Origin of the sequence: Agaricicola taiwanensis, assembly GCF_014635245.1 — a bacterium.
In the GTDB taxonomy this organism is placed as follows: Bacteria; Pseudomonadota; Alphaproteobacteria; order Rhizobiales; family Methylopilaceae; genus Agaricicola; species Agaricicola taiwanensis.
Window position 1 is genome coordinate 421,270 of record NZ_BMCP01000002.1, and the last position, 23,407, is coordinate 444,676.

At 63.3% G+C, this 23,407-nt stretch carries 19 protein-coding genes and 1 pseudogene; 9 read left to right on the plus strand and 11 right to left on the minus strand.

The window, feature by feature from the left end; all coding sequences use genetic code 11:
• Positions 1-6: 6 nt before the first annotated feature.
• The 3 genes from IEV58_RS09445 to IEV58_RS09455 form a co-directional block, all read right to left on the minus strand.
• Positions 7-1,185 (minus strand): acyl-CoA dehydrogenase family protein, encoded by a 1,179-nt coding sequence (locus IEV58_RS09445; protein WP_229729323.1) that lies wholly within the window; start codon positions 1,183-1,185, stop codon positions 7-9.
• Positions 1,186-1,263: 78 nt separating this feature from the next.
• Positions 1,264-2,676 carry an MmgE/PrpD family protein gene (locus IEV58_RS09450; protein WP_229729324.1) on the minus strand — a complete coding sequence of 471 codons (1,413 nt, stop codon included), beginning with the start codon at positions 2,674-2,676 and terminating at the stop codon, positions 1,264-1,266.
• 54 nt (positions 2,677-2,730) lie between these two features.
• Positions 2,731-3,267, minus strand: coding sequence for a MaoC family dehydratase (locus tag IEV58_RS09455; protein ID WP_188409484.1), 537 nt, complete (start codon positions 3,265-3,267; stop codon positions 2,731-2,733).
• A gap of 105 nt (positions 3,268-3,372) precedes the next feature.
• On the opposite strand from IEV58_RS09455, the gene IEV58_RS09460 reads away from it, so the two are divergent.
• The 4 genes from IEV58_RS09460 to IEV58_RS09475 all read left to right on the plus strand — a co-directional run bounded on the left by IEV58_RS09460 (position 3,373) and on the right by IEV58_RS09475 (position 7,339).
• Positions 3,373-4,266 (plus strand): HpcH/HpaI aldolase/citrate lyase family protein, encoded by an 894-nt coding sequence (locus tag IEV58_RS09460; protein WP_229729325.1) that lies wholly within the window; start codon positions 3,373-3,375, stop codon positions 4,264-4,266.
• 2 nt (positions 4,267-4,268) lie between these two features.
• Positions 4,269-5,471: an MFS transporter gene (locus IEV58_RS09465; protein WP_188409485.1), complete on the plus strand. Its 1,203-nt coding sequence runs from the start codon at positions 4,269-4,271 to the stop codon at positions 5,469-5,471.
• Between the two features lie 113 nt (positions 5,472-5,584).
• Positions 5,585-6,607, plus strand: coding sequence for a TRAP transporter substrate-binding protein DctP (dctP, locus tag IEV58_RS09470; protein WP_188409486.1), 1,023 nt, complete (start codon positions 5,585-5,587; stop codon positions 6,605-6,607).
• Between the two features lie 78 nt (positions 6,608-6,685).
• Positions 6,686-7,339, plus strand: a complete 654-nt coding sequence (locus IEV58_RS09475; RefSeq protein ID WP_188409487.1) for a class I SAM-dependent methyltransferase — start codon at positions 6,686-6,688, stop codon at positions 7,337-7,339.
• 19 nt (positions 7,340-7,358) lie between these two features.
• Here IEV58_RS09475 and metH read toward each other — a convergent pair whose 3' ends face one another.
• The 4 genes and pseudogenes from metH to IEV58_RS09495 form a co-directional block, all read right to left on the minus strand.
• A complete protein-coding gene (metH, locus tag IEV58_RS09480; RefSeq protein WP_188409488.1) occupies positions 7,359-10,046 on the minus strand; it encodes a methionine synthase in 2,688 nt (895 codons plus the stop codon).
• A 175-nt stretch (positions 10,047-10,221) separates the two neighbouring features.
• Positions 10,222-11,280: pseudogene (locus IEV58_RS09485) on the minus strand (homocysteine S-methyltransferase family protein); the annotation flags it as partial.
• A 113-nt stretch (positions 11,281-11,393) separates the two neighbouring features.
• Complete coding sequence (metF, locus tag IEV58_RS09490) at positions 11,394-12,293, minus strand: methylenetetrahydrofolate reductase [NAD(P)H] (RefSeq protein ID WP_188409490.1); 900 nt, start codon at positions 12,291-12,293, stop codon at positions 11,394-11,396.
• Positions 12,294-12,298: 5 nt separating this feature from the next.
• On the minus strand, positions 12,299-13,309 hold the full coding sequence (locus IEV58_RS09495; protein WP_188409491.1) for an ArsR/SmtB family transcription factor: 1,011 nt from the start codon (positions 13,307-13,309) through the stop codon (positions 12,299-12,301).
• A 156-nt stretch (positions 13,310-13,465) separates the two neighbouring features.
• Between IEV58_RS09495 and IEV58_RS09500 the strand changes: the two genes are divergently transcribed.
• Positions 13,466-14,479 carry an amino acid ABC transporter substrate-binding protein gene (locus IEV58_RS09500; RefSeq protein ID WP_188409492.1) on the plus strand — a complete coding sequence of 338 codons (1,014 nt, stop codon included), beginning with the start codon at positions 13,466-13,468 and terminating at the stop codon, positions 14,477-14,479.
• A gap of 6 nt (positions 14,480-14,485) precedes the next feature.
• Here the strand turns inward: IEV58_RS09500 and IEV58_RS09505 are convergent, their stop codons facing one another.
• Positions 14,486-15,106 carry an MOSC domain-containing protein gene (locus IEV58_RS09505; RefSeq protein WP_188409493.1) on the minus strand — a complete coding sequence of 207 codons (621 nt, stop codon included), beginning with the start codon at positions 15,104-15,106 and terminating at the stop codon, positions 14,486-14,488.
• Positions 15,107-15,303: 197 nt separating this feature from the next.
• Here IEV58_RS09505 and IEV58_RS09510 point away from each other — a divergent pair, with 197 nt between their 5' ends.
• Positions 15,304-16,284, plus strand: a complete 981-nt coding sequence (locus IEV58_RS09510; RefSeq protein ID WP_188409494.1) for an acyl-CoA desaturase — start codon at positions 15,304-15,306, stop codon at positions 16,282-16,284.
• A gap of 164 nt (positions 16,285-16,448) precedes the next feature.
• Here IEV58_RS09510 and ettA read toward each other — a convergent pair whose 3' ends face one another.
• The 3 genes from ettA to IEV58_RS09525 form a co-directional block, all read right to left on the minus strand.
• The gene (gene ettA / locus IEV58_RS09515; RefSeq protein WP_188409495.1) at positions 16,449-18,101 is read right to left on the minus strand and encodes an energy-dependent translational throttle protein EttA; all 1,653 of its coding nucleotides are present in this window, start codon (positions 18,099-18,101) and stop codon (positions 16,449-16,451) included.
• Between the two features lie 79 nt (positions 18,102-18,180).
• On the minus strand, positions 18,181-19,464 hold the full coding sequence (locus IEV58_RS09520) for an MFS transporter (protein ID WP_188409496.1): 1,284 nt from the start codon (positions 19,462-19,464) through the stop codon (positions 18,181-18,183).
• A 59-nt stretch (positions 19,465-19,523) separates the two neighbouring features.
• On the minus strand, positions 19,524-20,861 hold the full coding sequence (locus IEV58_RS09525; RefSeq protein WP_188409497.1) for a globin-coupled sensor protein: 1,338 nt from the start codon (positions 20,859-20,861) through the stop codon (positions 19,524-19,526).
• A gap of 221 nt (positions 20,862-21,082) precedes the next feature.
• Between IEV58_RS09525 and IEV58_RS09530 the strand changes: the two genes are divergently transcribed.
• From IEV58_RS09530 to IEV58_RS09540, 3 genes are all read left to right on the plus strand, one after another.
• Positions 21,083-21,820, plus strand: a complete 738-nt coding sequence (locus IEV58_RS09530; protein WP_188409498.1) for a cytochrome c biogenesis CcdA family protein — start codon at positions 21,083-21,085, stop codon at positions 21,818-21,820.
• 67 nt (positions 21,821-21,887) lie between these two features.
• Positions 21,888-22,382 (plus strand): hypothetical protein, encoded by a 495-nt coding sequence (locus IEV58_RS09535; protein WP_188409499.1) that lies wholly within the window; start codon positions 21,888-21,890, stop codon positions 22,380-22,382.
• Positions 22,379-23,392 carry an aldo/keto reductase gene (locus tag IEV58_RS09540; RefSeq protein WP_229729326.1) on the plus strand — a complete coding sequence of 338 codons (1,014 nt, stop codon included), beginning with the start codon at positions 22,379-22,381 and terminating at the stop codon, positions 23,390-23,392. Before IEV58_RS09535 ends, IEV58_RS09540 begins: the two co-directional genes overlap by 4 nt.
• Positions 23,393-23,407: the final 15 nt, after the last annotated feature.

The following is a 23,407-nucleotide window of genomic DNA, read 5'->3' on the forward strand; positions in this document are numbered from 1 at the left end:
GGCGCCTCAGACGGGATTGCGTTCGATCAGGCGTTTGGCGATCACGAGACGCTGGATCTCGTTGGTGCCTTCGCCGATCACGAGAAGGGGCGCGTCGCGGTAGAGCCGCTCGACCAGGAATTCCTTGGAATAGCCGTAGCCGCCATGAATGCGCATGGCCTCGATGGAGTTCTCCAGCGCCGCTTCGGTCGCAAAGAGCTTGGCCATGCCGGCCTCGTAATCGCAGCGCTCGCCGCGATCGAGCGCGTCCGCGGCTCTTTGGGTGAGCAGCCGTGCGGCCTCGGTTCGGGTCGCCATGTCCGCGAGCTTGAGCGCTATCGCCTGATGCTGGTGGATCGGCTTGCCGAAGGTCTTGCGCTGCTGGGAGTAGCGCACCGCCTCATCGAGCGCCGCCTGGGCGACGCCGACCCCGCGCGCCGCCACATTGACCCGCCCGAGTTCGAGCCCGGCGATGGCGGAAGCCATGCCGTGGCCTTCCTCGCCGCCGACGAGGCAGTCGGCCGAAATGCGGTAATTGTCGAACACGAGCTCCGCCGAGTCGATGCCCTTGTAGCCAAGCTTCTCCAGGCGTTTGGAGTGCGCGAAACCGTCGCCCTTCTCGGCGATGAACATGCTCATGCCGGCGTGACGAGGCTCGGCCTTGGGATCGGTCTTCACCAGCAGGGCGAAGCACGTCCCCTTGATGCCATTGGAGATCCAGGTCTTGGTACCGTTGATGACGTAGCCATTGCCATCACGCAGAGCGGTGGTGCGGACCGCCTGGAGATCGGTGCCGCAGTCGGGTTCGGTCAGCGCGAGGCCGCCGCGCAGCTCGCCGGTGGCGAAGCGCGGCAGGAAGTGCTCGCGCTGCGCCTGGGTGCCGCGCTTGTTGACGATGTGAGCCATGATCAGGTGGGAGTTGATGATGCCCGAGACCGACATCCACACCGAGGCGATCTTCTCGATCACCTTGGCATAAGTGGAAGGGCGCAGGCCCAATCCCCCGTATTCGGCCGGGATCACCGCGCCGAACAATCCGAGTTCCTTCATCCGCTCGACGATCTCATCGGGATAGATGTCCTCGTGCTCCAGCTTCATGGCGACGGGGCGGACGTGCCGGTCGAGAAAGCGATCTACTGTCTCCAGGATCATGCGCTCGTTTTCGAGCGCCTCCTGCTGGGCCGCATAGTCATTCTGGGTCATCATCGGACAAGCCTTTCCTGTCGAGGCGCGCTGACCGCGTCGCCTCGCATCGCTTCAAGGGGTCAGTCGGCGTCGTGAGCCTTAGCCAGCCAGGGCGCGGGCGCTCGCCTCCACGTCGGTGCAATCATCGAGGCCGAGGACGGCCGCTTCGATACGGGCCGCGGCGGCCGGATTGACCGAGCTGGCGGCATTGGCGCGAAACTTTTCGAGAATGTCGGCGTCCGACAGAGGACGGTCCGGCGCCCCGCGATTGATCTCCTCCCTGACGGTGAGGGTGCGGCCATCCTTCAGCGTGGCGCGGACCTCGCCGGAATAGGCGCGCGGGAAGGGCGATGCCGGATCAGTCGAATAACGAACCTTCTGCGCCAACGCGAGAATGGCGGGGTCGGTCAAGGCGGGCTCTTCCAGTTCGGTGAGCGTCAGCTTGCCCAGGGCAAGGCCGCAGGCCACCAGATAGGGAATGGAGAACTGCGCCTCGTAACTGTTGGCCGGCTTTTTCTTGGAAGCCTCCGGTTCGCAGACAACCTTGACCACTTCAGCCGGAACGAGAGCCTCGATCTCGACGATCTCGTCGGGCTGCACACCCTGTTCGCGCAGCTGGATGGCGGCGTCGACGCAGGCATGGGTGAAATGGCAGGCGGGATAGGGCTTGATCGCGGTGTTCAGCACTTCCCAGCTTTGGCCGAGGTCCTTTGCCGCCAGGCTGAAGTCGCATTGTTCGACCAGAGGTCCGAGATGCGAGGCAAAGAGGCCGAAGCGTCCGAAGTAGGGCAGGCCCGCGCCTTTGAACCCCTGCTTGGCGAGCGCTGCCGCAGTGATGCCGGCCGCCGCCGCCCAGCCGGGATGAATGCGCTTGTTCCAGGCGCCGTCTTCGAGAAATTCCAGGCTTCCGGATGCAAAGGACAGGACGATGCCTTGGGCGTGGGTAAGCTCCCGCTCGGACAGTCCGAAGAGATAGCCCGCCGCCAGGGCGCAGCCGAAGGCGCCGACGAGACCGGTCGGATGGAAGCCGACCTGGTGGAAGCCGCCCTTGGCGACCGCGCCGATGCGTGCCGAAGTCTCGATGCCGATGATCGCCGCGGTGACGAGATCGCGGCCCGACGCGCCGGTGTGGATGGCGGCGGACAGGGAAACAGGCAATGCGCTGGCCGTGGGATGCACGATGCCGCCCAGGTGGGTATCATCGAAATCGAGCCCGTGGCAGAGAAGGCCGTTGACGGTTGCGGCATCGCGCGGGGCAAGGCTCATGGGCATGCCGATCACCGGGACACGTCCGCTCCCGCCGAGCCCTGCGATGGCATTGAAGGTGCGCTGGGCAAAATCATACTTCGTCGAGGCGAGGGCTATGCCGGCGGCGTCAAGCAGGTGGTGGCGCGCACGCGCACGCACCTCCGACGGTATATCTTCCGCCTTGAGGCTGACGACGAAACGAGCGAGCTCGGCGGCTGGATCCTTGAGGCCGACGAGTGTCTGCATATCCAACGGCTTGTTCATATCAATCTCCACAAGGCAGGACGCCGGAGGTCCGGCCGCGAATGGGAATAGGCCTCAGTCACCGACGCCGTGACCACGTTTGGGAATGAGGCTCATGCGGATGAAGTGCATGACGGCGGCGCCGTCCTGATTGTAAGCCTCGGTGCGCGTGGTCACGATCCCTTGGGTCGGGCGCGACTTGCTCTCGCGCACCTCAAGCACCTCGCTGCGCGCATAGAGCGTATCGCCGGGATGGACCGGGGCGGTCAGCTTGATCTCACTCCAGCCGAGGTTGGCGATGGCTTTGTAGCTGACATCATTGACCGTCATCCCAAGCACGATCGCGAGTGAGAGGCCGGAATTCACCAGCGGCTTCCCGAACTCCGACTTCGCGGCGAAAGCACTGTCGCAATGCATCGGATGCGCGTTCATCGTGAGGAGCGAGAATTGGATATTGTCCGCCTCGGTGATGGTTCGGCCGGGGCGATGCTCGTAGATGTCGCCGACCTCAAATTCCTCAAGGTAGCGCCCATAGCTCGCGATTTTCACGCGTGAGGCCTTCGCCTTCGCGCTCTCAGCCGCTCCTGCGACGCTTGAATCGTCGTGAGACATTTGGTCGTTTCTCCCGATCCGTGCGGCATTTAGAGCCGTCTTGGTACTCGACTTTCTCTGATTGTTATGTACGTACTTAATTAGGTCAAGGGGATCTGAAAACTTATGCCGGAAAGCCAAGTCGGGATTGTTGATGCCGAAGCCCTCATGCGCCGCGCGGCAGCAAGGCGGTCTTATCTTTTCGTGCCGGGCAACCGGCCGGAGCGCTTCGACAAAGCCGCGTCCGCCGGCGCTGATGCCGTCATCATCGATCTGGAAGACGCCGTTGCGATCCAGGACAAGGAAACGGCGCGAAGCGCCGCTCTCGAGTGGATTGCCGGGCGCTCCTCAACGGCGGGCGCTGTTTTCTTGCGCATCAATGGCCTTCGCACACCGGCCGGCATTGCCGATCTCGCCGCTGTGCTGGAGGCTGCCCCCTCTATCCCCGGCCTGGCGGGTCTTCTGCTTCCCAAAGCGCGCGCCGGTGATGTGGCTGTCGTCGCCGATCTTATCGATCACATCGCCGCGCCGTGGGAGCTGGGCGCTCTGATCGAGACGATCGACGGAACCGAAGAAGCCTTCGCGCTCGCCCGCCTTTCCGCCCGCTTGTCCTTTCTGATGTTCGGCGGTGCGGACCTGGCGGCCGAACTGGGTGTCGAGATCGGCTGGGATCCGCTCCTGGCCGCCCGCGCGAGGCTGGTTGCCGCGGCTGCCGGCGCTGGTCGCGCCTCGGTCGATATGCCGTGGATCGAGCTCGCGGATGTCGCCGGCGAGGAGGCCGAGATGCGCAAGAGCTTCGCGCTGGGTTTCACGTCGCGGGCGGCGATACATCCGGCGCAGCCTCCGCGCATCAACGCCATGCTGACCCCGGATCCGGCAGCACTCGATCACGCGCGCCGCGTGATGGCGGCCTTTGCGGCCTCGAAGGGGAGCGCCTGCCTTCTCGACGGCCGGCTCATCGAGCGGCCGACCATCGAGCAGAGCCGCCGGCTTCTCGCCCGCGCCGGTGAGACGGCATGAGCATGGCGCGTCCACCAATGCGGCTCGCGCCGACCGTCGCCACCGCTGTCGCCGTTCAGGCCATGGCCAGTGCCGCCGTGCTGGCGCTTGCACCCATCGCGCCGATCGTGGCGGCGGATCTGGACCTGTCGCCGCATCTGATCGGCTATCAGGTCAGCCTGATCTATCTCTTCGCCACCATCGCCTCGCTCTTCGCCGGGGCCGTGGCTGGAAAGTTCGGAGCCGGTACGGCGAGCCAATTCGCCATGGCCGCGGTGGCGGCCGGGTTGATCGGATTGGCTTGCGGCTGGGCGCCTGGCATGGCTCTGGCCTCCGCCGTGATCGGCGTGGGCTATTCGCTGACCAATCCGGCGGCATCGGAAGCCCTCAATCGGGTGACCCCGCCATCGGCGCGAAACCTGGTGTTCTCCATCAAGCAGACCGGTGTTCCCATCGGGGGAATGATCGCTGCGATCGTCTTGCCGGTTCTGGCGGTCCGCTACGGCTGGCGCGTCACCGTTGCGGTGGCGGCCATTCCCGCGCTGGTTCTGGCCTTTGGACTGCTCTCCGTTCGAGGCGGGTGGAACGAGAACCGAAACCCGGCGGTGTCGTTTCGCGCCAATGTCAAAGAGGGCCTGGCGTTGGTGCTCGGAAGCGCTCCCCTTCGGGCCCTCTCGCTGATGAGCTTTCTCTATTCAGCAACGCAATTGTCGCTGGTCTCCTTCGCGGTCACCATGCTTGTCGGCGAATTCGGCTGGACGCCCGTGAGCGCGGGCTTTGCCGCCGCGGCCATCCAGGCGGCGGGCGTGGCGGGCCGACTGATCTGGGGCGGGCTTGCCGACAAGTTCGACGCGGGCGTTCCCGTCCTCGCGGCGACAGGGGGGCTGGCGACCCTCTGCGCGGTCGCCATGCCCGCTATCGGCAGTTTCCCCGACGCCTTTGCCATCGTCCTGCTGATGATGATGAGCCTTGCTTCCGTGGGCTGGAACGGCGTGATGCTGGCAGAGGCGGCCCGCCTCAGCCCACCCGCGCGCGCCGGCGCCGTTGCCGGCGGAGTTCTCATGCTGACCTTCGCCGGCGTCGTCGCCGGACCGGCCCTGTTCGCGCTGCTCTATCGTGTCCTGGAATCCTATTCGCAAGCCTATGCGGTCTTCGCAACGGCGCCGCTGATCGGTGCCGTGGTGATCCTGCGGGCTCACCGGAGGATTCGCCGCGCTGCACAATAGCATGTACGGACTAATCGCTAGAAAATCGATGCACCTGATGCTAGCGTTTGCACGTATATGTACGCACACAGTCAATCAAAAAACCGGGAGGAATGGCGATGGCAGGCAAGGGGATGTCATTGAAATTGGGGGGCTATGCGTTGCAGGTGGCGGCGGCCCTCGGCTTTGTATTTGGCGCGACGCTGTTACCCGTGCAGGCACAACACAAGCCGATCGAGATGATCCTGACGGATGAGCTCGCGACGTCGCATTGGTCCACGAAGATCATCGATAACTATGCAAAAACCATTCAGGAGCGCACCGGCGGTCGGATAGTACCGAAGGTGTTCCACGCCGGCACCCTTTACAAGGACCAGGACGCGGTCGGCGCGCTTGGCTCGGGCGCGGTTCATATGGTCTGGCCGGTCGCTGTTCGTCTCGAGACGATCGCGCGGGAAACCGGCGTGATCAGTCTTCCCTTCGCCATTACCGACGAGATGATGATGAAGCCGGGGGCTCCGGAAGCTCTTGGAAAGTTCCTGTCGAGCTATGTCGAGGACAAGGGCATCCGCGTGATGGGTCTGGCGCGCACGGCCGATCTGTTCTTCCTGTTCCGCGATGATTTCGTCGAAAGCATCGACGATATGGAGGGTAAGAAGATCCGCGTCACCGGTGGACGCGTGCTGCAGCAACTGATGCGGGAATTCGGCGCTAGCCCCATTTCCATGTCGGCGGCTGAGATGGCGCCGGCCATGGTGCAGGGCGCCATCGACGGCATCTTCACCTCGTCGGGCGGCTGGGAAATCGTCGGTCTGAGCGCCGCGCCAAAGGCCACCTCGGTGCCGGGCCTCAGCCTCGTGACCTATGCGGTTCTCGTCGACGACAAGTGGCTCAAGAACCTTCCCGAGGATCTGCGCAAGATCGTCGAAGACACGACGATGGAGTTGATCCAGAACAACTGGCCTACCGCCATGGAGCACGACAAGGAAACGCTCCAGAGGCTGATCAAGGCCGGTGGAGAATACCGCGAGGTTTCGGCGGAAGCCCGCGAGGCGTTCCGTGCCGCTGCCATGGAAGCCAACGCGGAATGGACGGAGGACAACAGCGAGGTCTGGGCCAAGTTCCAGGAGACGATAAAGCCTTTCGCCTCCAAGTAGTCGGGAACGTGATGAGACGGTCAAGGCGGCTCTCTTCTTCGGGCGCTTCTCCCTTCACAGGTTGCCGGGGCTAGGTCCATGGACGCCTTGACCTTCATTCTACAGGCTTTGCCGGATGCCGCCGGGGCGCGAGTGCTCGATGTCGGCAGCGGTCGGGGCGGCCTGGCGCGGCCTCTCCAACAGGCCGGACTCCATTGGCTCGGACTGGAAATCGATCCCGAGGCGGCGGCGGCCTGCGCCAAGGCTGGACATCCCGTCATTCGCGGGGATGCTCGCGCACTGCCCTTCGAGGACAGAAGCTTCGCCGGCGCGATTTTTCTCAACTCGCTCCATCACGTGCCGGTGGCATTCATGGCTTCCGCCTTGGCAGAAGCTCTCCGGGTCGCGGGCAGGGTGATCATCGTGGAGCCGCGCGCCTACGGTGGTCTGTTCGATGCCTTGAAACCGATCGACGATGAGACCGAGGTGCGGCGCGCCGCTCAGGCGGCGATTGTCCGCTTCTGCGACGCCGCAAAACTGCAGCGCGAGGAGGAGTGGGTGAGGGTGGAGCGCTTTGCCGATTTCGAGACCTTTGTGCAGCGCATGGTCGCCGCCGACCAGACCCGCGCCGAAGGCGCCCGGCTGAAGAGGGCGGACCTTGAGCGAGCGTTCATGTCAGCAGCGGTTCCATGCGGCAGGGGCGGCTTCGATCTGATGCAGCCCATGATTGGGCATGTGGTGTCGCGAGCTTGAACGGTATCCGGAGCTGCGGCTACGCCGCCTCGCCCTTCGCCGCCCTGTGAGGGTTATAATTCAGCACCGGCGCCAGCCAGCGCTCCATCTCGGCGCGTTCCATGCCCTTGCGTGCCGCATAGTCCGCCACCTGATCGCGGTCGATCTTGCCGAGGCCGAAGTAGTGGCTTTCGGGATGGGAGAAGTAGAGGCCCGAGACGGCCGAGCCCGGCCACATCGCATAGCTCTCCGTCAGTGTCAGGCCTATGGCCTCGGGCGCGTCCAGGAGCGCGAACAGCGTCTTCTTCTCGGTGTGGTCGGGCTGGGCGGGATAGCCGGGGGCAGGGCGAATGCCCTGGTACGCCTCGGCGATCAGTTCCTCGTTGCTGAGCTTCTCGTCGGCGGCATAGCCCCAGAGCTCGCGGCGGACCAGCATGTGCATATATTCGGCGCAGGCCTCTGCCAGACGGTCCGCAAGCGCTTTTGCAAGAATGCCCGAATAATCGTCGTTGGCGCGGGCAAAGCGCTCCGACATGACCTCTTCGCCGATACCCGCCGTGACGGCGAAGCCGCCGATCCAATCCGGGATGCCGCTGTCGATGGGTGCCATAAAATCGGCGAGTGCCAGATTGGGCCGGTTGTTGGTGCGCTGCATCTGCTGGCGCAGCGTGTGCAGGGTGGCGATGCGCTCGCTGCGGCTCTCGTCCTTAAAGAGCACGACATCGTCGCCCTCGGCGGCGGCAGGCCAGAAACCGACCACCGCGCGCGCCTCCAGCCACTTCTCCTTGGCCATCTGCTCGAGCATGCGTTGCGCATCCTCGAACAGCGGGCGCGCCGCCTCGCCGTACTTTTCGTCCGTCAGGATATCCGGGTAACGGCGCGGCAGCTCCCAGGTCTGGAAGAAGGGCGTCCAGTCGATGAACTGGTTGAGCGTTTCCAGCGGGATTTCACGGAAGCTGCGGGTGCCCAGGAAACTCGGTTTCACCGGTTTCCAGTTCTCGAACGACGGATTCAGCCGATTGGCGCGCGCGGTGGGCAGGGGCGCGCGGGCCTTGTCCTCCTGGGCGCGGGCGTGTTGCTCGGCAAGGCGCGCGTAATCGGTGCGAACGCCTTCCACATATTGTGGCTTCTGCTCGTCCGACAGCAGGGCTGACACCACGCCTACGGCCCGGCTGGCGTCCTGCACATAGACGGCCTGGCCCCGGCTGTAGGCGGGATGGATCTTCACCGCCGTGTGGATCTTCGACGTGGTGGCGCCGCCGATGAGAAGCGGGAGATCGAGTCCGAGGCGTTCCATCTCGGCCGCCACATGCACCATTTCATCCAGCGACGGCGTGATAAGACCGGACAGACCGATGACATCGGCGCCTGTTTCCTGCGCGGTTTCGAGGATCCTGGTGGCGGGCACCATGACGCCGAGGTCGATCACCTCGTAATTGTTGCACTGGAGGACGACGCCGACGATGTTCTTGCCGATGTCGTGCACGTCACCCTTCACGGTGGCCATGACGATCTTGCCGGCGGCGGCCTTCTGCGTCAGGCCGAGCTCTTCCTTTTCCTTCTCGATGAAGGGGGTGAGATAGGCCACCGCCTGCTTCATGACGCGGGCCGACTTCACCACCTGGGGCAGGAACATCTTGCCGGCGCCGAAGAGGTCACCCACCACGTTCATGCCGTCCATGAGCGGACCTTCGATGACGTCGAGTGGCCGCTTGGCCTGCCGGCGCGCTTCCTCAGCGTCCTCTTCGATGTATTGCGTGATGCCCTTCACCAGCGCATGGGCGATGCGCTCCTTGACGGGCAGTTCGCGCCAGGCGGTATCCGCCTTCTTCTCCTCCATCTTCGGGCCACCGCGGAAGCGTTCGGCCTCTTCCAGCAGGCGCTCGGTCGAATCCGGACGGCGGTTGAGCACCACGTCCTCACAGAGTTCGCGCAGTTCCGGATCAATATCGTCATAGACGGGCAGGGCGCCCGCATTGACGATACCCATGTCCATGCCAAGGCCGATGGCGTGGTAGAGGAACACCGAATGCATGGCCGCGCGCACGGGCTCGTTGCCGCGGAAGGAGAAGGACAGGTTGGAGATGCCGCCCGAAATATGCGCGTGCGGCAGGTTCGCCTTGATCCAGCGCACCGCATCGAGGAAATCGACGCCGTAGTTGTTGTGCTCCTCGATGCCGGTGGCCACGGCGAAGACGTTGGGATCGAAGATGATGTCCTCGGGCGGGAAGCCGATCTCGTCGACCAGGATGCGGTAGGCGCGGGCGCAGATCTCGGTCTTGCGCTGGAAGGTGTCGGCCTGGCCGGTCTCGTCGAAAGCCATGACCACGACGGCGGCGCCATAGCGGCGCACCTTTTCCGCCTGTTCACGGAAGGAAGCTTCACCTTCCTTCAACGAGATGGAATTGACGATGGCTTTGCCTTGAACGCACTTGAGCCCCGCCTCGATGACCGACCATTTGGACGAGTCCACCATGATGGGCACACGGGCGATATCCGGCTCCGATGCAATCAGGTTGAGGAATTCGACCATGGCCTTTTCGCTGTCGAGCAGGCCCTCGTCCATGTTGACGTCGATGACCTGCGCGCCGTTCTCGACCTGGTCGCGCGCGACCGCGAGGGCGGAGGTGTAGTCGCCCGCCGTGATGAGCTTGCGGAACTTGGCGGAGCCCGTGACGTTGGTGCGCTCGCCGATGTTGACGAAGTTGGCGGCGGCGTTGATGGTCATGATGCGATTGCTTTCGAGGGTGATTGATTATTGGCGGCAAACGTCGTCATGACAGGGCTTGGCCCGGTCATCCACGAGTTGCTTCCTGATGTCTGACTGATGCCGTCAAGTCGTGGATACCCGTCACGAGGCCGGGCATGACGAAGGCTCGGACGAAGGACGATCATCATGATGCGAGCTCGAAGGGCTCCAGGCCCGACAGGCGCATTTTCACCGGCGGATTGGCGATCGGGCGCGGCTTGAAGGGACGCACAGCATCGGCGATGGCCTTGATGTGATCGGGCGTCGTGCCGCAGCAGCCGCCGACGATGTTGACGAGACCAGCCTCGGCAAATTCACCCACCATGCTCCCCGTTGCCTCAGGGCTCTCGTCATAGAGGCCGAACTCATTGGGCAGGCCTGCGTTGGGATAGGCGCAGACGAGGGTGTCGGCGACACGGGCGATCTCTTCCAGATGCGCGCGCATCTCGCGGGCGCCGAGCGCACAGTTCAGCCCGATGGTGAGCGGGCGGGAGTGGCGCACGGAGTACCAGAAGGCCGTCGGCGTCTGGCCGGAGAGGGTGCGGCCCGACAGGTCGGTGATGGTGCCCGAGATCATGACGGGCGCGCGCTCGCCGCGTTCCTCGAAGACCTCCTCCGCCGCCACGATGGCGGCCTTGGCATTCAGTGTGTCGAAGATGGTCTCGATGAGGATGATGTCGGCGCCACCTTCCAGCAGACCACGCGTGGCCTCGGCATAGGCAATCCGCAGTTCATCGAAGCTGACAGCGCGATAGCCCGGGTTGTTCACGTCGGGCGAAATGGATGCCGTGCGATTGGTGGGACCAATGGCGCCGGCTACAAAACGTGGGCGGCCGTCTTCCTTTTCGGCAATGGCGGCGGCCTCGCGCGCCAGACGCGCGCCTTCCACGTTCAGCTCATAGGCCAATTCCTCCATGCCATAGTCGGCCTGGGCGATGGTGGTGGAGGAGAAGGTGTTGCTCTCGACGATGTCGGCGCCGGCGCGAAAGTACTGCAGGTGGATGTCGCGGATGGCGTCGGGCTGGGTCAGGATCAGAAGGTCGTTGTTGCCCTTCACGTCGCGCGGCCAGTCGGAAAAGCGTGTTCCGCGATAGTCTTCCTCGGAATACTTCAGACGCTGAATCATGGTGCCCATGGCGCCGTCGAGCACAAGGATGCGCTCGGCGGCAAGCTTGCGCAGGGTATCTTCGGTCTTGGAGCGGGTGATGGGCATGTCGATGCTCTTTCTTTCGTCATGCCAAGGCTTGGCCTTGGCATCCACGACTTAACTTCGTTGGCTGCGGGCGTCTAATTCGTGGATACCCGGGCCAAGCCCGGGCATGATGATTAAGCCGCCTCCGCAAGTTTCGGCCGCAGGCCGAGGAGGTGGCAGATGGCATAGACCAGGTCGGCGCGGTTCATGGTGTAGAAGTGGAAATCCGTGACGCCGCGATCAACCAGGTCCAGCACCTGCTCGGCGGCCACGGCGGCCGCCACGAGCTGACGTGTGGCAGGGTCGTTGTCGAGCCCTTCAAAGCGGGCCGCCAGCCAGGCGGGGACCGAGGCGCCGGTCTTGGCCGCGAAGTTCGAGACCTGCTTGAAGTTGTGCACCGGCACGATGCCCGGCAAAACGGGCACGTTGATGCCGGCGGCACGCACCTTCTCGATGTAGCGTTCAAAAATATCGTTGTCGAAGAAGAACTGGGTGATCGCGCGCGTTGCTCCGGCGTCAACCTTCCGCTTCAGAATCTCGATGTCGGCGTCGATGGACGCGCTTTCAGGATGCCCTTCCGGATAGCCGGAGACGGAGACCTCGAAATCGCCGATGCGGCGGATGGCGGCGACGAGGTCATTGGACTGGGCGTAACCTTCCGGATGCGGCTCATAGGTGGTGCCGATGCCGCCTACTGGATCGCCGCGCAGGGCCACGATGTGGCGCACGCCGGCGGCCGCATAGGAGCGGATCACGTCATCGACCTCCGCTTTGGAGGCGGCAACGCAGGTGAGATGCGCCGCAGGCTTCACGTCCGTCTCGCGCACAAGCCGGGTCACGGTCTGGTGCGTGCGCTCACGGGTGGAGCCACCAGCGCCATAGGTGACGGAGACGAAGGAGGGGCTCAGCGGCGCCAGCCGTCCGATGGAATTCCAGAGCGTCTTTTCCATCTCTTCGGTCTTCGGCGGGAAGAATTCGAAGGAAACGCGGATGGGACTGGCATCCTGGCGGCGGGACAGGCGAAGAGGTTCCATGGCGGTCACGCGACGGCCCGAGACGGGTCGGTAAGAGGAAGATCGGTGATGACGCGCGGATCGCGCGCCAGCCAGATCGAAACAGTGAGTTTGTCGGGCGCGTCGTCCGGGGGCGGCAGATTGCGATGGAGGGTGACCTCCAGGCCTGCCGCGAGCATCCAGTCGGCCACCACATCGGCCGCAAAGCCGAGGCGGCGGTGGGCATGGGCATCGCGCAGAAACTCGAGGTCGTGCGGGGCGAAGTCCACCACCAGCAGGCGCCCACCCGGGCGAAGGGCGCGGGCAGCTTCCCGGATGGCGCGCGCACCATCTTCCAAGAAGTGAAGGACCTGGTGCACCACCACCAGGTCAAAGCTGTTGGCAGTCACCGGCGGGGCATAGACGTCGCCCTGGCGAAGCTGCGCGCGGGCAAGGCCCGCTTCTGCGAGATTGGCGCGGGCGACCGCCAGCATCTCGTGGGAGAGATCAAGGCCCACCACACGTTCGGCGTCGCTGCCCAAAAGCTCCAGCATCCGTCCCGTTCCCGTGCCGAGATCCAGCAGTGAGTGGATGGGCGCCGCGCCGATGGCTTCACGCACCGCTGCCTCTACCGCCTGTTCCTCCACGTGAAGAGCTCGGATGGCGTTCCAATCATGGGCATGGGTGCGGAAGTAGGCGGCGGCCGCTTCAGCACGCTCCTTGCGCACCTCGGCGAACCTTTCGCGATCCCGCGCGACCTGCGGATCGTCCCCCGTGATGCGGCTGGTCAGATCCCGCGCCAGCGCCGCCATCGGCCCACGGTCGGCGAGACGAAAGAAGGCCCAGGATCCTTCGCGGTTGCGCTCCACGAGCGCGGCCTCGGTCAACAGCTTGAGGTGGCGCGAAATACGAGGCTGTGACTGGCCCAGGATTTCCGTCAAATCAGTCACATTCAATTCGCCGTCCGCCAAGAGGGCGAGAAGCCGCAGGCGCGTCGGCTCGCCCGCCGCGCGCAGGGCAGCGAGAATGGAATCGAGAGGGGCTTTGACATCAGACATAAAGATATCTTTATGCCCGCAGCGGTCGCAAGGCAAGGCCGCTAATCACATCACCGGCATGATATATATCGTTATATACATAGGCATGCCGATTTTTTGGCTTGCCCCCGTCCGTGGCCACCGGGCAATCTACCTACCGATGCAACGGAGGCAGATATGAGATTCAAATTTCCAACTCTTGCTGGCGCGGCGTTGCTGGTGATGACCGCCCCGGCTTCGGCCGCGACACTGGATGTCGTGAAAGACCGCAAGGAAGTGATTTGCGGCGTAACGACTGGTCTTCCCGGCTTCTCCGCGCCCGATGATAAGGGCGCGTGGCAAGGCTTTGATGCCGAATATTGCCGGGCCGTGGCGGCAGCGATTTTCGACAACCCCGATGCGGTCCGCTTTCAGCCGACCACGCCGAAGGATCGCTTCACCGCGCTGCAGTCTGGCGAGGTCGACATCCTCTCGCGGGTGACGACATGGACATTCTCGCGCGATGCCTCACTGGGCTTCGACTTTATCGGCGTTGCCTATTACGACGGGCAGGGCTTCATGGTGCGCAAGGATCTCGGCGTTGCCTCCGGCAAGGAATTGGACGGAGCGTCCGTCTGCACCCAGTCGGGCAGCACGACCGAGCAGAACCTGGCGGATTACTTCCGGGCCACCAACCAGAAGTATGAGATCGTCACCTTCGAAGGAAACAGCGACGTCGTGAAAGCCTTCGAGGGCGGACGCTGCGAGGTGCTCAGCACCGATCGTTCCGGCCTTGCGGCACAGCGGCTTCTCCTTGCCAATCCCGATGACTTCATCGTGCTGCCGGACACCTTTTCCAAGGAGCCGCTGGGACCTGTGGTGCGCCAGGGCGACAGTCAGTGGGCCGATATCGGCCGCTGGACGTTGAGCGCTCTGGTGGCAGCCGAGGAATTCGGCATCACCAAAGCCAACGTGGATGAATTCCTGAAATCGGAGAACCCCGAGATCCGACGTATGCTTGGGGTCGAGGGCGACCTCGGCGAGCAGCTGGGCCTGTCCAAGGACTGGGCGTATCGCATCATCAAGCATTCGGGCAACTACGGCGAAATCTATGAGCGCACCATCGGTATGGGATCGCCGCTGAAGCTGGAACGCGGTATCAATGACCTCTGGACCAAAGGCGGCCTGCAGTACGCGCTGCCGTTCCGGTAGGGCAGGTTAGAATAGGCGTCCCTGATCCTGATCCTGCGGATCGTAGATCCACTGCTTGCCCACTTTCACGATGAGCGCGTCCCCGGACCGAAGATCACCGGGGCGTTCGACTGAAGCGACAAGGCCACGCTGTCCGGCTGCGGCCTTGGCAAAGCTACGATCAATCTCCGCGCGCCGCTCCACCGGAACGTGGCGCGCGATCGCCTTCCCGGCGATGCGGCAGGGCGCATTCTGCCCTTCGACCACAAACACCAGTCCGGAAGGGGCAACGATGCGTGTTGCCGCCGGAAGCCAGGACAAATCGGGAAGGCCTTCAACCACGACATTCGCCCCGATCCATGCCGCTTCCAGCCGTTCGATCTGCATGGCATCGGCCACCGCAGCCAGCTCCTCGCGGCTCACCAGGGTGATCTGGCGCCCCGACCGCATAAGGCTGCCGCGTTTGTACCAAGGCTCCCGAGGGCCGGCCTTGCGCAGATAGCCGTAGTGGCGGCTTCCCCCCATTCCTTCGAAGTCGATGCTCACACACCCGGTGCGGCGCGTCTCCGGATGGGCATTGCCTTCAACTAGAACCTCAACAACCTGTGCCTTAAAAGTGCGGGCGGGGAAGGTGTGGGGATGGGACATTCGTTGTCGTTTGCTCATCTGCAATCCGGATGTCCGGTGCTGCCACCTGTATTGGCGCGTTCTGTCTTAACGATAATACGAAAGTTGTGCTGGTCGATCGTGGTTAATGAAATATTGACAACTGGACCGCAACCACAAGCTGAGCTATGTAAGGAGGTGGCAGTAATTATTTCTTAACCATAACTTCGGGGTGATCGATGTCTGTTGTGAGCCAAGAGCCTCCCTTCGGTGTTGTCATCGGCGGGCCGGCTGCCTTTCAGAAACGGTTCGAGCACGGGCTCATCCTGATCAGCCTTCTGCTCGGCTGCGCGGGCGCGGCCTACTGGTATTTCGGCTTGGGAAAGCCGCTGACCTGGATCGACATTTCCAGCTTCCTCGTCGGCTATACCGTGATCAACATCGGCGTCGGCATGGTGTTGCACCGGTATTTCTCGCACAAGAGCTATGAGACCTATACTTGGATGCGATATGTGCTTGGATCGTTCGCAACCATGGCATGCCAGGGGTCGATCCTGAAATGGGCCGCAGATCATCGCCGGCATCATTCTCATACCGACGAATGCGGCGACCTGCACAGCCCCCATGTGGATCATCACTGCCATGACACCGATACCCTGCGCGGGATGTTCCACGCGCACATCGGCTGGGCCTTCGATGACACCACCACCGATCTGAAGATCTACGGCAAGGGCCTTGCGGACGATCCCGTCGTCCAGTTCTTCGGCCGCACCCGCTATTTCTGGTATGTGGCCTCCGTCGCAATCTTCCCCGGCATCTATGGATACGCGCTGGGCGGCTTTGACGGCATGATGGGTTCGATCCTGTTCGGCGGCTTCGTTCGCACCTTCGTGCTGCTCAACGCTGTCTTGGCGGTCAACTCCATCGGCCACAAGTGGGGCTCGGAGCGCTACGGCCAGGATAACCATTCCAAGAACAACTTCTGGCTCGCGCTGCTGACCTTCGGCGATGGCTTCCACAACAACCACCATCACTTCCCCCGCGCCGCCATGGCCGGCCACCGCTGGTGGGAAATCGACGTCAACGGCTGGATCATTCACGGCATGGGCAAGATCGGCCTTGCCTGGAACGTGGTGAGCGTGCCCGAGTCCGTGCTCTATCCGGAGACGGTGCCGGTGGCACAGGACAATGAGGCGCCCAAGGGCAAGGCCGTGGCGTGAAAAACCACATAGCTTCAGCGACTGATGATAGAGCGGGCGGGCGCTTCCAAGTCGATCAAGATGCCGCGCTTATGCACACCGACGCCCCGAGTTGTTGATTGACGTGCGGGCAATAGAAAAGGGCGGCTGACAAGCCGCCCTTTTCTGCATGTGGTCCGTAGTGCTCAGCGTGAGAACTTCTTGTACTTGATGCGCTTCGGCTCGACGGCGTCAGCGCCGAGGCGGCGCTTCTTGTCCTCTTCATAGGCTTCGAAGTTGCCTTCGAACCACTCGACGTGGCTGTCGCCTTCGAAGGCCAGGATGTGGGTCGCGATGCGGTCGAGGAACATGCGATCATGGCTGATGACCACGGCGCAGCCGGCGTAATCCTCCAGCGCCTCTTCGAGCGCGCGGAGCGTCTCCACATCAAGATCGTTGGTCGGTTCGTCGAGCAGCAGGACGTTGGCGCCCGACTTCAGCATCTTGGCGAGATGGACACGGTTGCGCTCACCGCCGGAGAGCACGCCCACCTTCTTCTGCTGGTCGGAACCCTTGAAGTTGAATGACGAGCAATAGGCGCGGGAATTGATCTCGCGCTTGCCGAGATAGATGATGTCGTTGCCGCCGGAGATCTCTTCCCAGACGTTCTTGTTCGGGTCCAGGGCGTCGCGCGACTGGTCGACATATCCGAGCTGGACGCTCTCGCCGATCTTAATGGTGCCGGCATCCGGTTCTTCCTGGCCGGTGAGCATGCGGAAGAGGGTGGTCTTGCCGGCGCCGTTGGGACCGATGATGCCGACAATGCCGCCGGGTGGCAGCTTGAAGGTGAGATCGTCAATCAGCAGCCGGTCACCGAAGCCTTTGGTGATGCCTTCGAAATCAACCACATTGGCGCCAAGACGCTCGGCAATGGGGATGATGATCTGCGCGGTGCCCGGGCCCGTGTCCTGACTGCGCTGGACCAACTCGTCGTAGCGCTGAATGCGGGCCTTGTTCTTGGCCTGGCGAGCGCGGGGGGAGGTGCCCATCCACTCCTGCTCGCGGGCGAGCGCGCGCTGGTGCGCGGCATCCTCGCGGCCTTCCTGGGTGAGGCGCTTCTGCTTCTGCACCAGCCAGGTCGAATAGTTGCCCTCGTAGGGAATGCCACGGCCACGGTCGAGCTCGAGGATCCAGCCGGTGACATTGTCCAGGAAGTAGCGATCATGGGTCACCATAAGAACGGCGCCCGGATAGTTCTTCAGATGGTTCTGGAGCCACTGGATGGTCTCCGCATCCAGGTGGTTGGTCGGTTCGTCCAGCAGCAGCAGTTCCGGCTCCTCCAGGAGCAGCTTGCAGAGTGCAACGCGACGGCGCTCACCGCCGGACAGCTTGTTGGGGTCGGCGTCGTCAGGCGGGCAGCGCAGGGCTTCCATGGCCTGGTCGATCTTGCTGTCGAGATCCCAGAGATTCTGGCTGTCGATCTCGTCCTGGAGCTTGGCCGATTCATCCGCCGTCTCGTCGGAATAGTTCATCATCAGCTCGTTGTAGCGATCGAGGATCGCGCGCTTGGCGGCGACGCCTTCCTCGACGTTCTGACGAACCGTCTTGCTGTCATCGAGGCGCGGCTCCTGGGGGAGGTAGCCGACGCGGATGCCTTGAGCGGCCCAGGCCTCACCGGTGTAGTCCTTGTCGGTGCCGGCCATGATGCGAAGAAGGGTCGACTTACCTGCGCCGTTGACGCCGAGGATGCCGATCTTCGCGTCCGGGTAGAACTGCAGGTGGATGTTGTCGAGGACCTTCTTGCCGCCGGAATAGGTCTTGGAGAGACCCTGCATAAAGTAAGCGAATTGCTGCGCCATAAGTGGGCGGCTCCCTGAACATGGTGTGCGGAAATCTGGCGCCCTTCTAACGCGGCACAGCCCATAGGGGCAAGGCGGGTCAGCTGTTCTCTTCCGCCTTCAGCTCGTCCGACGTGCCGACGAGGGGCGAGGCCTCCATGGCTTCCGCATCTCCGACCATTACGGCAAGACCGGTGTTGGCGAGATCGAAATCTTCCTTCTCCGCCTCCGGCACCCCCTCGCGCATGCGGATGCGGCTCAGTGCGAAGATCACGATGATGCATTCGACGCCGCCGATGAAAAGATAGAGCGCGGCGGCTCCACTCATCTCGATCAGAACTGCGGCGATCAGCGGACCGATGGCCGAACCCAGTCCATTGAGGAGCAGGAGGCCCGCCGATATCTCGACGTAATCGCCCGGTGCCGCGTGATCGAAGGTTTGTGCCACGGCGATGGCATAGGCCGGCAGAGTGGTTGCTCCAAAGAGGAAGGCGAGCGTTAGACGGGTGGCGGTCGATCCATCACCGAAGCTGGCAAGCGCCAGGCTGAATATCGTGGAGGCGCCGGCGGCGCCGACCATGACGAGGCGCCGATCGATCTTGTCCGACAGGCGGCCAAGCGGCCATTGCGCGATGGCGCCGCCGATCACCGTGACGCTCAGGAAAAAGGCGATGGCCTCCACCGACAGGCCGATGCGCTGGCCAAAGACCGGCCCCAGCGCCCAGAAGGAGCCATTGGCGAGACCGACCAGAAACACTCCCGCGACGCCCGTAGGCGAGACGGAGATGAGTTTGCGCGGATTGAACCGGACCAGTGTGATGGGTGCCGGTTGGGCGGACCGCGTGAGTGCCACGGGTACGGCAGCCAGCGAGACCAGCACGGAGGCCAGTGAAAACAGCGCGAAGGACTGCGGCTCGTAGAGCATCACCATGAGCTGGCCAATGGTGATGACGCTGAAGTTGATCACGATGTAGGTCGACATGATGAGACCGCGTGTCTCGTTTGTCGCCCGCTCGTTAAGCCAGCTTTCGATGATCAGATGGAGACCGGCAAGGCAGGCGCCGGTCAGGAGCCTCGTCATCATCCACGCTCCGGGATCGACGATCATCGGATGGAGCAGGCTTGCCGTTGATGCGATGGCCACGAGTGCGGTGAATGTGCGTATGTGGCCGACATTCAGGATGAGATACGGGACCCCAAGGCAGCCGACGATGAAGCCCACGAAGTAGGATGATCCGAGCACGCCGATCTCGATGGCGGAGAAATGCTCCAGCCCGGCACGGATGGGTAGGATCGTGGTCTGCAGGCCATTGCCCATGATCAAGAGGGCAACGCTGAGCAGAAGGGCCGTGACCGGCGCGAGGATCTGGCGCTTGCTGTACATGCGCCTCACTTGGCCGACTAAGCTCGATAGCGCAACCCGGGCCGGGGATCACTTCACCATTAGGCTTGCCTCAGTTTGACGAAGAAGTCCTGGGCTTCCTGATTAAGGGCCTGTGTTTCCTGCTCCAGAGATACTGACAACTGCCGCACGCGGCCTGCGGCCTCTTCCGTGGAAAAGGTCGCGCTTCCGACGCTGCTGACGGCGTGGGTCAAGCCTTCGGTATCGGCGGAGATGTGGCTCGCCGTTTCGGCAAACTGCCGTGTCACCGCGCTCTGCTCCTCGACCGCGCTGGCGATGGACTGAGCCGCTTCCGCCAGCGTCTTGATGGTGCTGCCGATGCCGGCAAGATCACTGACCGTCTGCCGGGTCGCGTTCTGGATGGCGGCGATCTGCCTGCCGATCTCATCGGTCGCCTTGGCGGTCTGTTCGGCGAGCGACTTCACCTCGCTCGCCACGACGGCGAAACCACGTCCCGCTTCGCCGGCGCGCGCTGCTTCGATGGTCGCGTTCAATGCAAGAAGGTTTGTCTGGGCCGCGATGCCAGTGATGAGCTCGACCACCGACCCGATGGTTTCAGCCGCTTCCGCCAGCCCGCGAACGGTCGTATCCGCGCTTTCCGCGTCAAACACGGCCTGACGGGCGGTATCTAGCGAGGTGTTGGCGTGGCTGCCGATCTCGGCGATGGAGCCGGACAACTCCTCCGTTGCGCTGGCGCTCTGGGCAATCTTCATGGTGATGCCTGTTGCGATGTCTGATGCCGCGCGGGCCTGGGCGGATGAATCCTGGGCCGCGGTTCCGAGACCGTCGGACATGGCATTCAACGTCTCTGTGGCTTCGACCATGGCGCGAAGGCTGCGCGTCATGATGCTGTCGAAGGCGCTGACGGAGAGAGTGATCTCGGCCTCACGCGCTTCGGCGTTGCTGATCTGGGTCTCATGATAAAGCGAGATCGCTATGTCGAGATCGAGCATGGCGGCGCGCGTGACGGCGCCGGCCATGCGGGCGGTCGCGCGGCCATTGAACCGGCGGCTGCGGCCGATCTCGCGAACGAGGCGATCGATGATGAAGCCATAGCCCGCGATGTACCAGCCCGGCTCGATGCCGGAGCGCACGTGGGCCTCGCCGATCCGGCGCACGCTGGTGGCGTAGTCATCATCGAAGGAGGCGGAGAACAGCCGCTTCCAGTGCCGTGCCTGCGCGTCGATCAGATGACCGCGATGCCGAGCGACGAGCGCGTCGAGGGTGGGAAAATGCGCGATGTGCGAATAGAACTCGTCGAGAAGGGCAGGAATGCCGGATTCAAGGATTTCCCATGCCGCGCGCAGGTCGGCTCGCGTTTCATCGTCGATGACATGAAGCGCCAGCCGCTCGGCCAAGGAGAGAGTATTGCCAGACATAGTCGATCCCCGAATCCAGACCTTGATCTTGAGGGGACAGTTGGGTGGGTGGTGTTAAGAGATGGTTATGAGGGAGCTCCCAACCCTGCGACAAAGCGCGGCGAAACGAATGCGATACGGCTTCGTGATTTCATGCTGGCATGAACGGCATGGTCTGGTGCCGCCGCCGAATGGTCGGTGCCGCAGGTTCATGTTTGTCAGAGTGAGTGGAAGCGCGTTCCATGGTTGAAGAGCTCAGCATCCCAATCCTTTTCCTCGCAGGATTGCTCAGCTTCCTCTCGCCCTGTGTGCTGCCCCTCGTGCCCGCCTATCTCACCTATCTGGCAGGTACCACCACCGATCATATCTCCGGCGGAGCGGTCTCGGCGAAGGCCGTGACGGGCCGCGCGTTCGGCGCCGCCGGCCTCTTCGTTCTCGGCTTCTCCACCGTCTTCGTCATCCTCGGTGCCGCCGCCTCGGCGCTCAGCGCGTTGCTGCGTGAATATTTCGAAGTGCTGTCCATGCTGGCCGGTGCGGCTATCATCGTCATGGGCCTGCATTTCCTTGGTGTGTTCCGCATCGCCTTGCTCTATCGCGAGGCCAGGTTCCAGACACGCCGTCCGGTGGGCCTCTGGGGCGCCTACGTCATGGGCCTTGCCTTCGCCTTCGGCTGGACGCCATGCATCGGTCCGGTTCTGGGCGCGATCCTCGCCGTGGCGGCCAGTCAGACCACGGTCGCAACAGGCGCGGGTTATCTGGCGATCTATGCCGCCGGCCTGGGGCTGCCGTTCCTGGTAGCGGCCTTCGCCGCCCGGCCTTTCGCGGCCTTCCTCACCCGCTTCCGGCAGCATATCGGCATGGTGGAGAAGGTCACCGGCGCCTTGCTTGTTCTTGTGGGTGTCGGTTTTCTCAGCGGCTGGATGAGCACCCTGGCGTTCTGGATGCTGGAGACCTGGCCGGTCCTTGGCCAACTCGGCTAGTCGACACGCTCGCCGCTTCAGGCGCAGCAATGCTACATTTGCCTACCGATCACACGGGAGGTGGCAGATGTCTTACGTTCTCGCGTTGGTTTACATCCACACGGCGATCAGCCTTGTGGCACTGGTGCTTGGTTTCCCGGCGATTGCGCGCCTGTTCCGCCGGACGGTTTCACCCACCTGGACGCAGTGGTTCCTGATCACGGCAGTTGCGACAAGCGTGACGGGCTTCATGTTTCCCTTCGTGGCGCTGACGCCGGCGTTCGTCACAGGCATCATCGCGCTGACCATTCTTGGTGCGGTGCTGATCGCTCGCTATGTTTTTCACTGCGCCGGCGCCTGGCGCCCGATCTATGCCGTGGGCGTAGTGCTGAGCGTCTATCTTTTGGCCTTTGTCACCGTTGTTCAGGCTTTTCAGAAGCTTCCTGTTCTCAATGCCCTTGCACCCACGCAGACGGAGCCGCCCTTCGTGATCGCACAACTCGCTACTTTTCTGGTGTTTCTTGTTCTTAGCGTTCTCGCTGGTTTCCGCTTTACCGGTGTCGTAGCGGGCAAGCTTGCATGAGTGACATGACCTTCCGCTCGCTGGGCCGCTCCGGGCTCAAGGTCTCGCGTCTTGTCCTGGGAGCCATGATGTTCGGCGGCCGCACCGAGGAAGCCGAAGCCCATCGCATCATCGCCGATGCCCGAGACCGAGGCGTGAATTTCATCGACACCGCCGACAGCTATGCGCAAGGGCGCTCGGAGGAGGTGGTTGGGCGGGCGATCAAAGCAGAGCGGTTTGACTGGGTTCTCGCCACCAAACTGGGCAATCCTATCGGCACCAGTCCGCTGACGCGGGGGCTGTCGCGGCGCTGGATCTTTGAAGAGGTGGAACGCTCGCTGCGACGCCTCGACACCGAGACCATCGATATCCTCTACCTCCATAAGGAAGACCACAACACACCCTTGGAAGAGACGGTCAGGGCGCTCGCCGATCTCGTTCGAACAGGCAAGATCCGCTACTTCGGCGTGTCGAACCATCGCGGATGGCGGCTGGCGCGGATCGCGAGCCTTTGCGATCAGGCCGGGATCGACAGACCGGCGGCGTGCCAACTCCACTATCACGCTCTCAACCGGACCGCCGAAGTCGAACTGCTGCCTGCGGCCGCGGCGCTCGGCATTGGCACGGTGGCCTATAGCCCGCTCGCGCGCGGCGTCCTCACCGGCAAATATCCTCCCGATGTTGAAGCGCCGGAAGGCAGCCGTGCCGCCCGGGGCGACAAACGGATACTGGAAAGCGAGTTTCACCCCGAGAATCTCGCCGCTGCGGCACGTCTGAAGCAGCACGCGGAGGGCAGGGGCATCGATCTTGCGTCCTTTGCCGGAGCCTGGGTCTTAGCCAATCCGTTGATCAACGGCCTTATCGCCGGGCCGCGAACCTATGAGCAGTGGGTGTCCTACCTCACGGCCCTGAATGTGTCGCTGGACAGCCGTGATGAAGAGGCGGTCGACGCGCTGGTGGCTCCCGGCGCCACAGCTGTGCCGCAGTACACTGATCCCAGCTATCCTGTTGAAGGCCGGCCACGCCGCTGACCGCCAAAAGAAAGG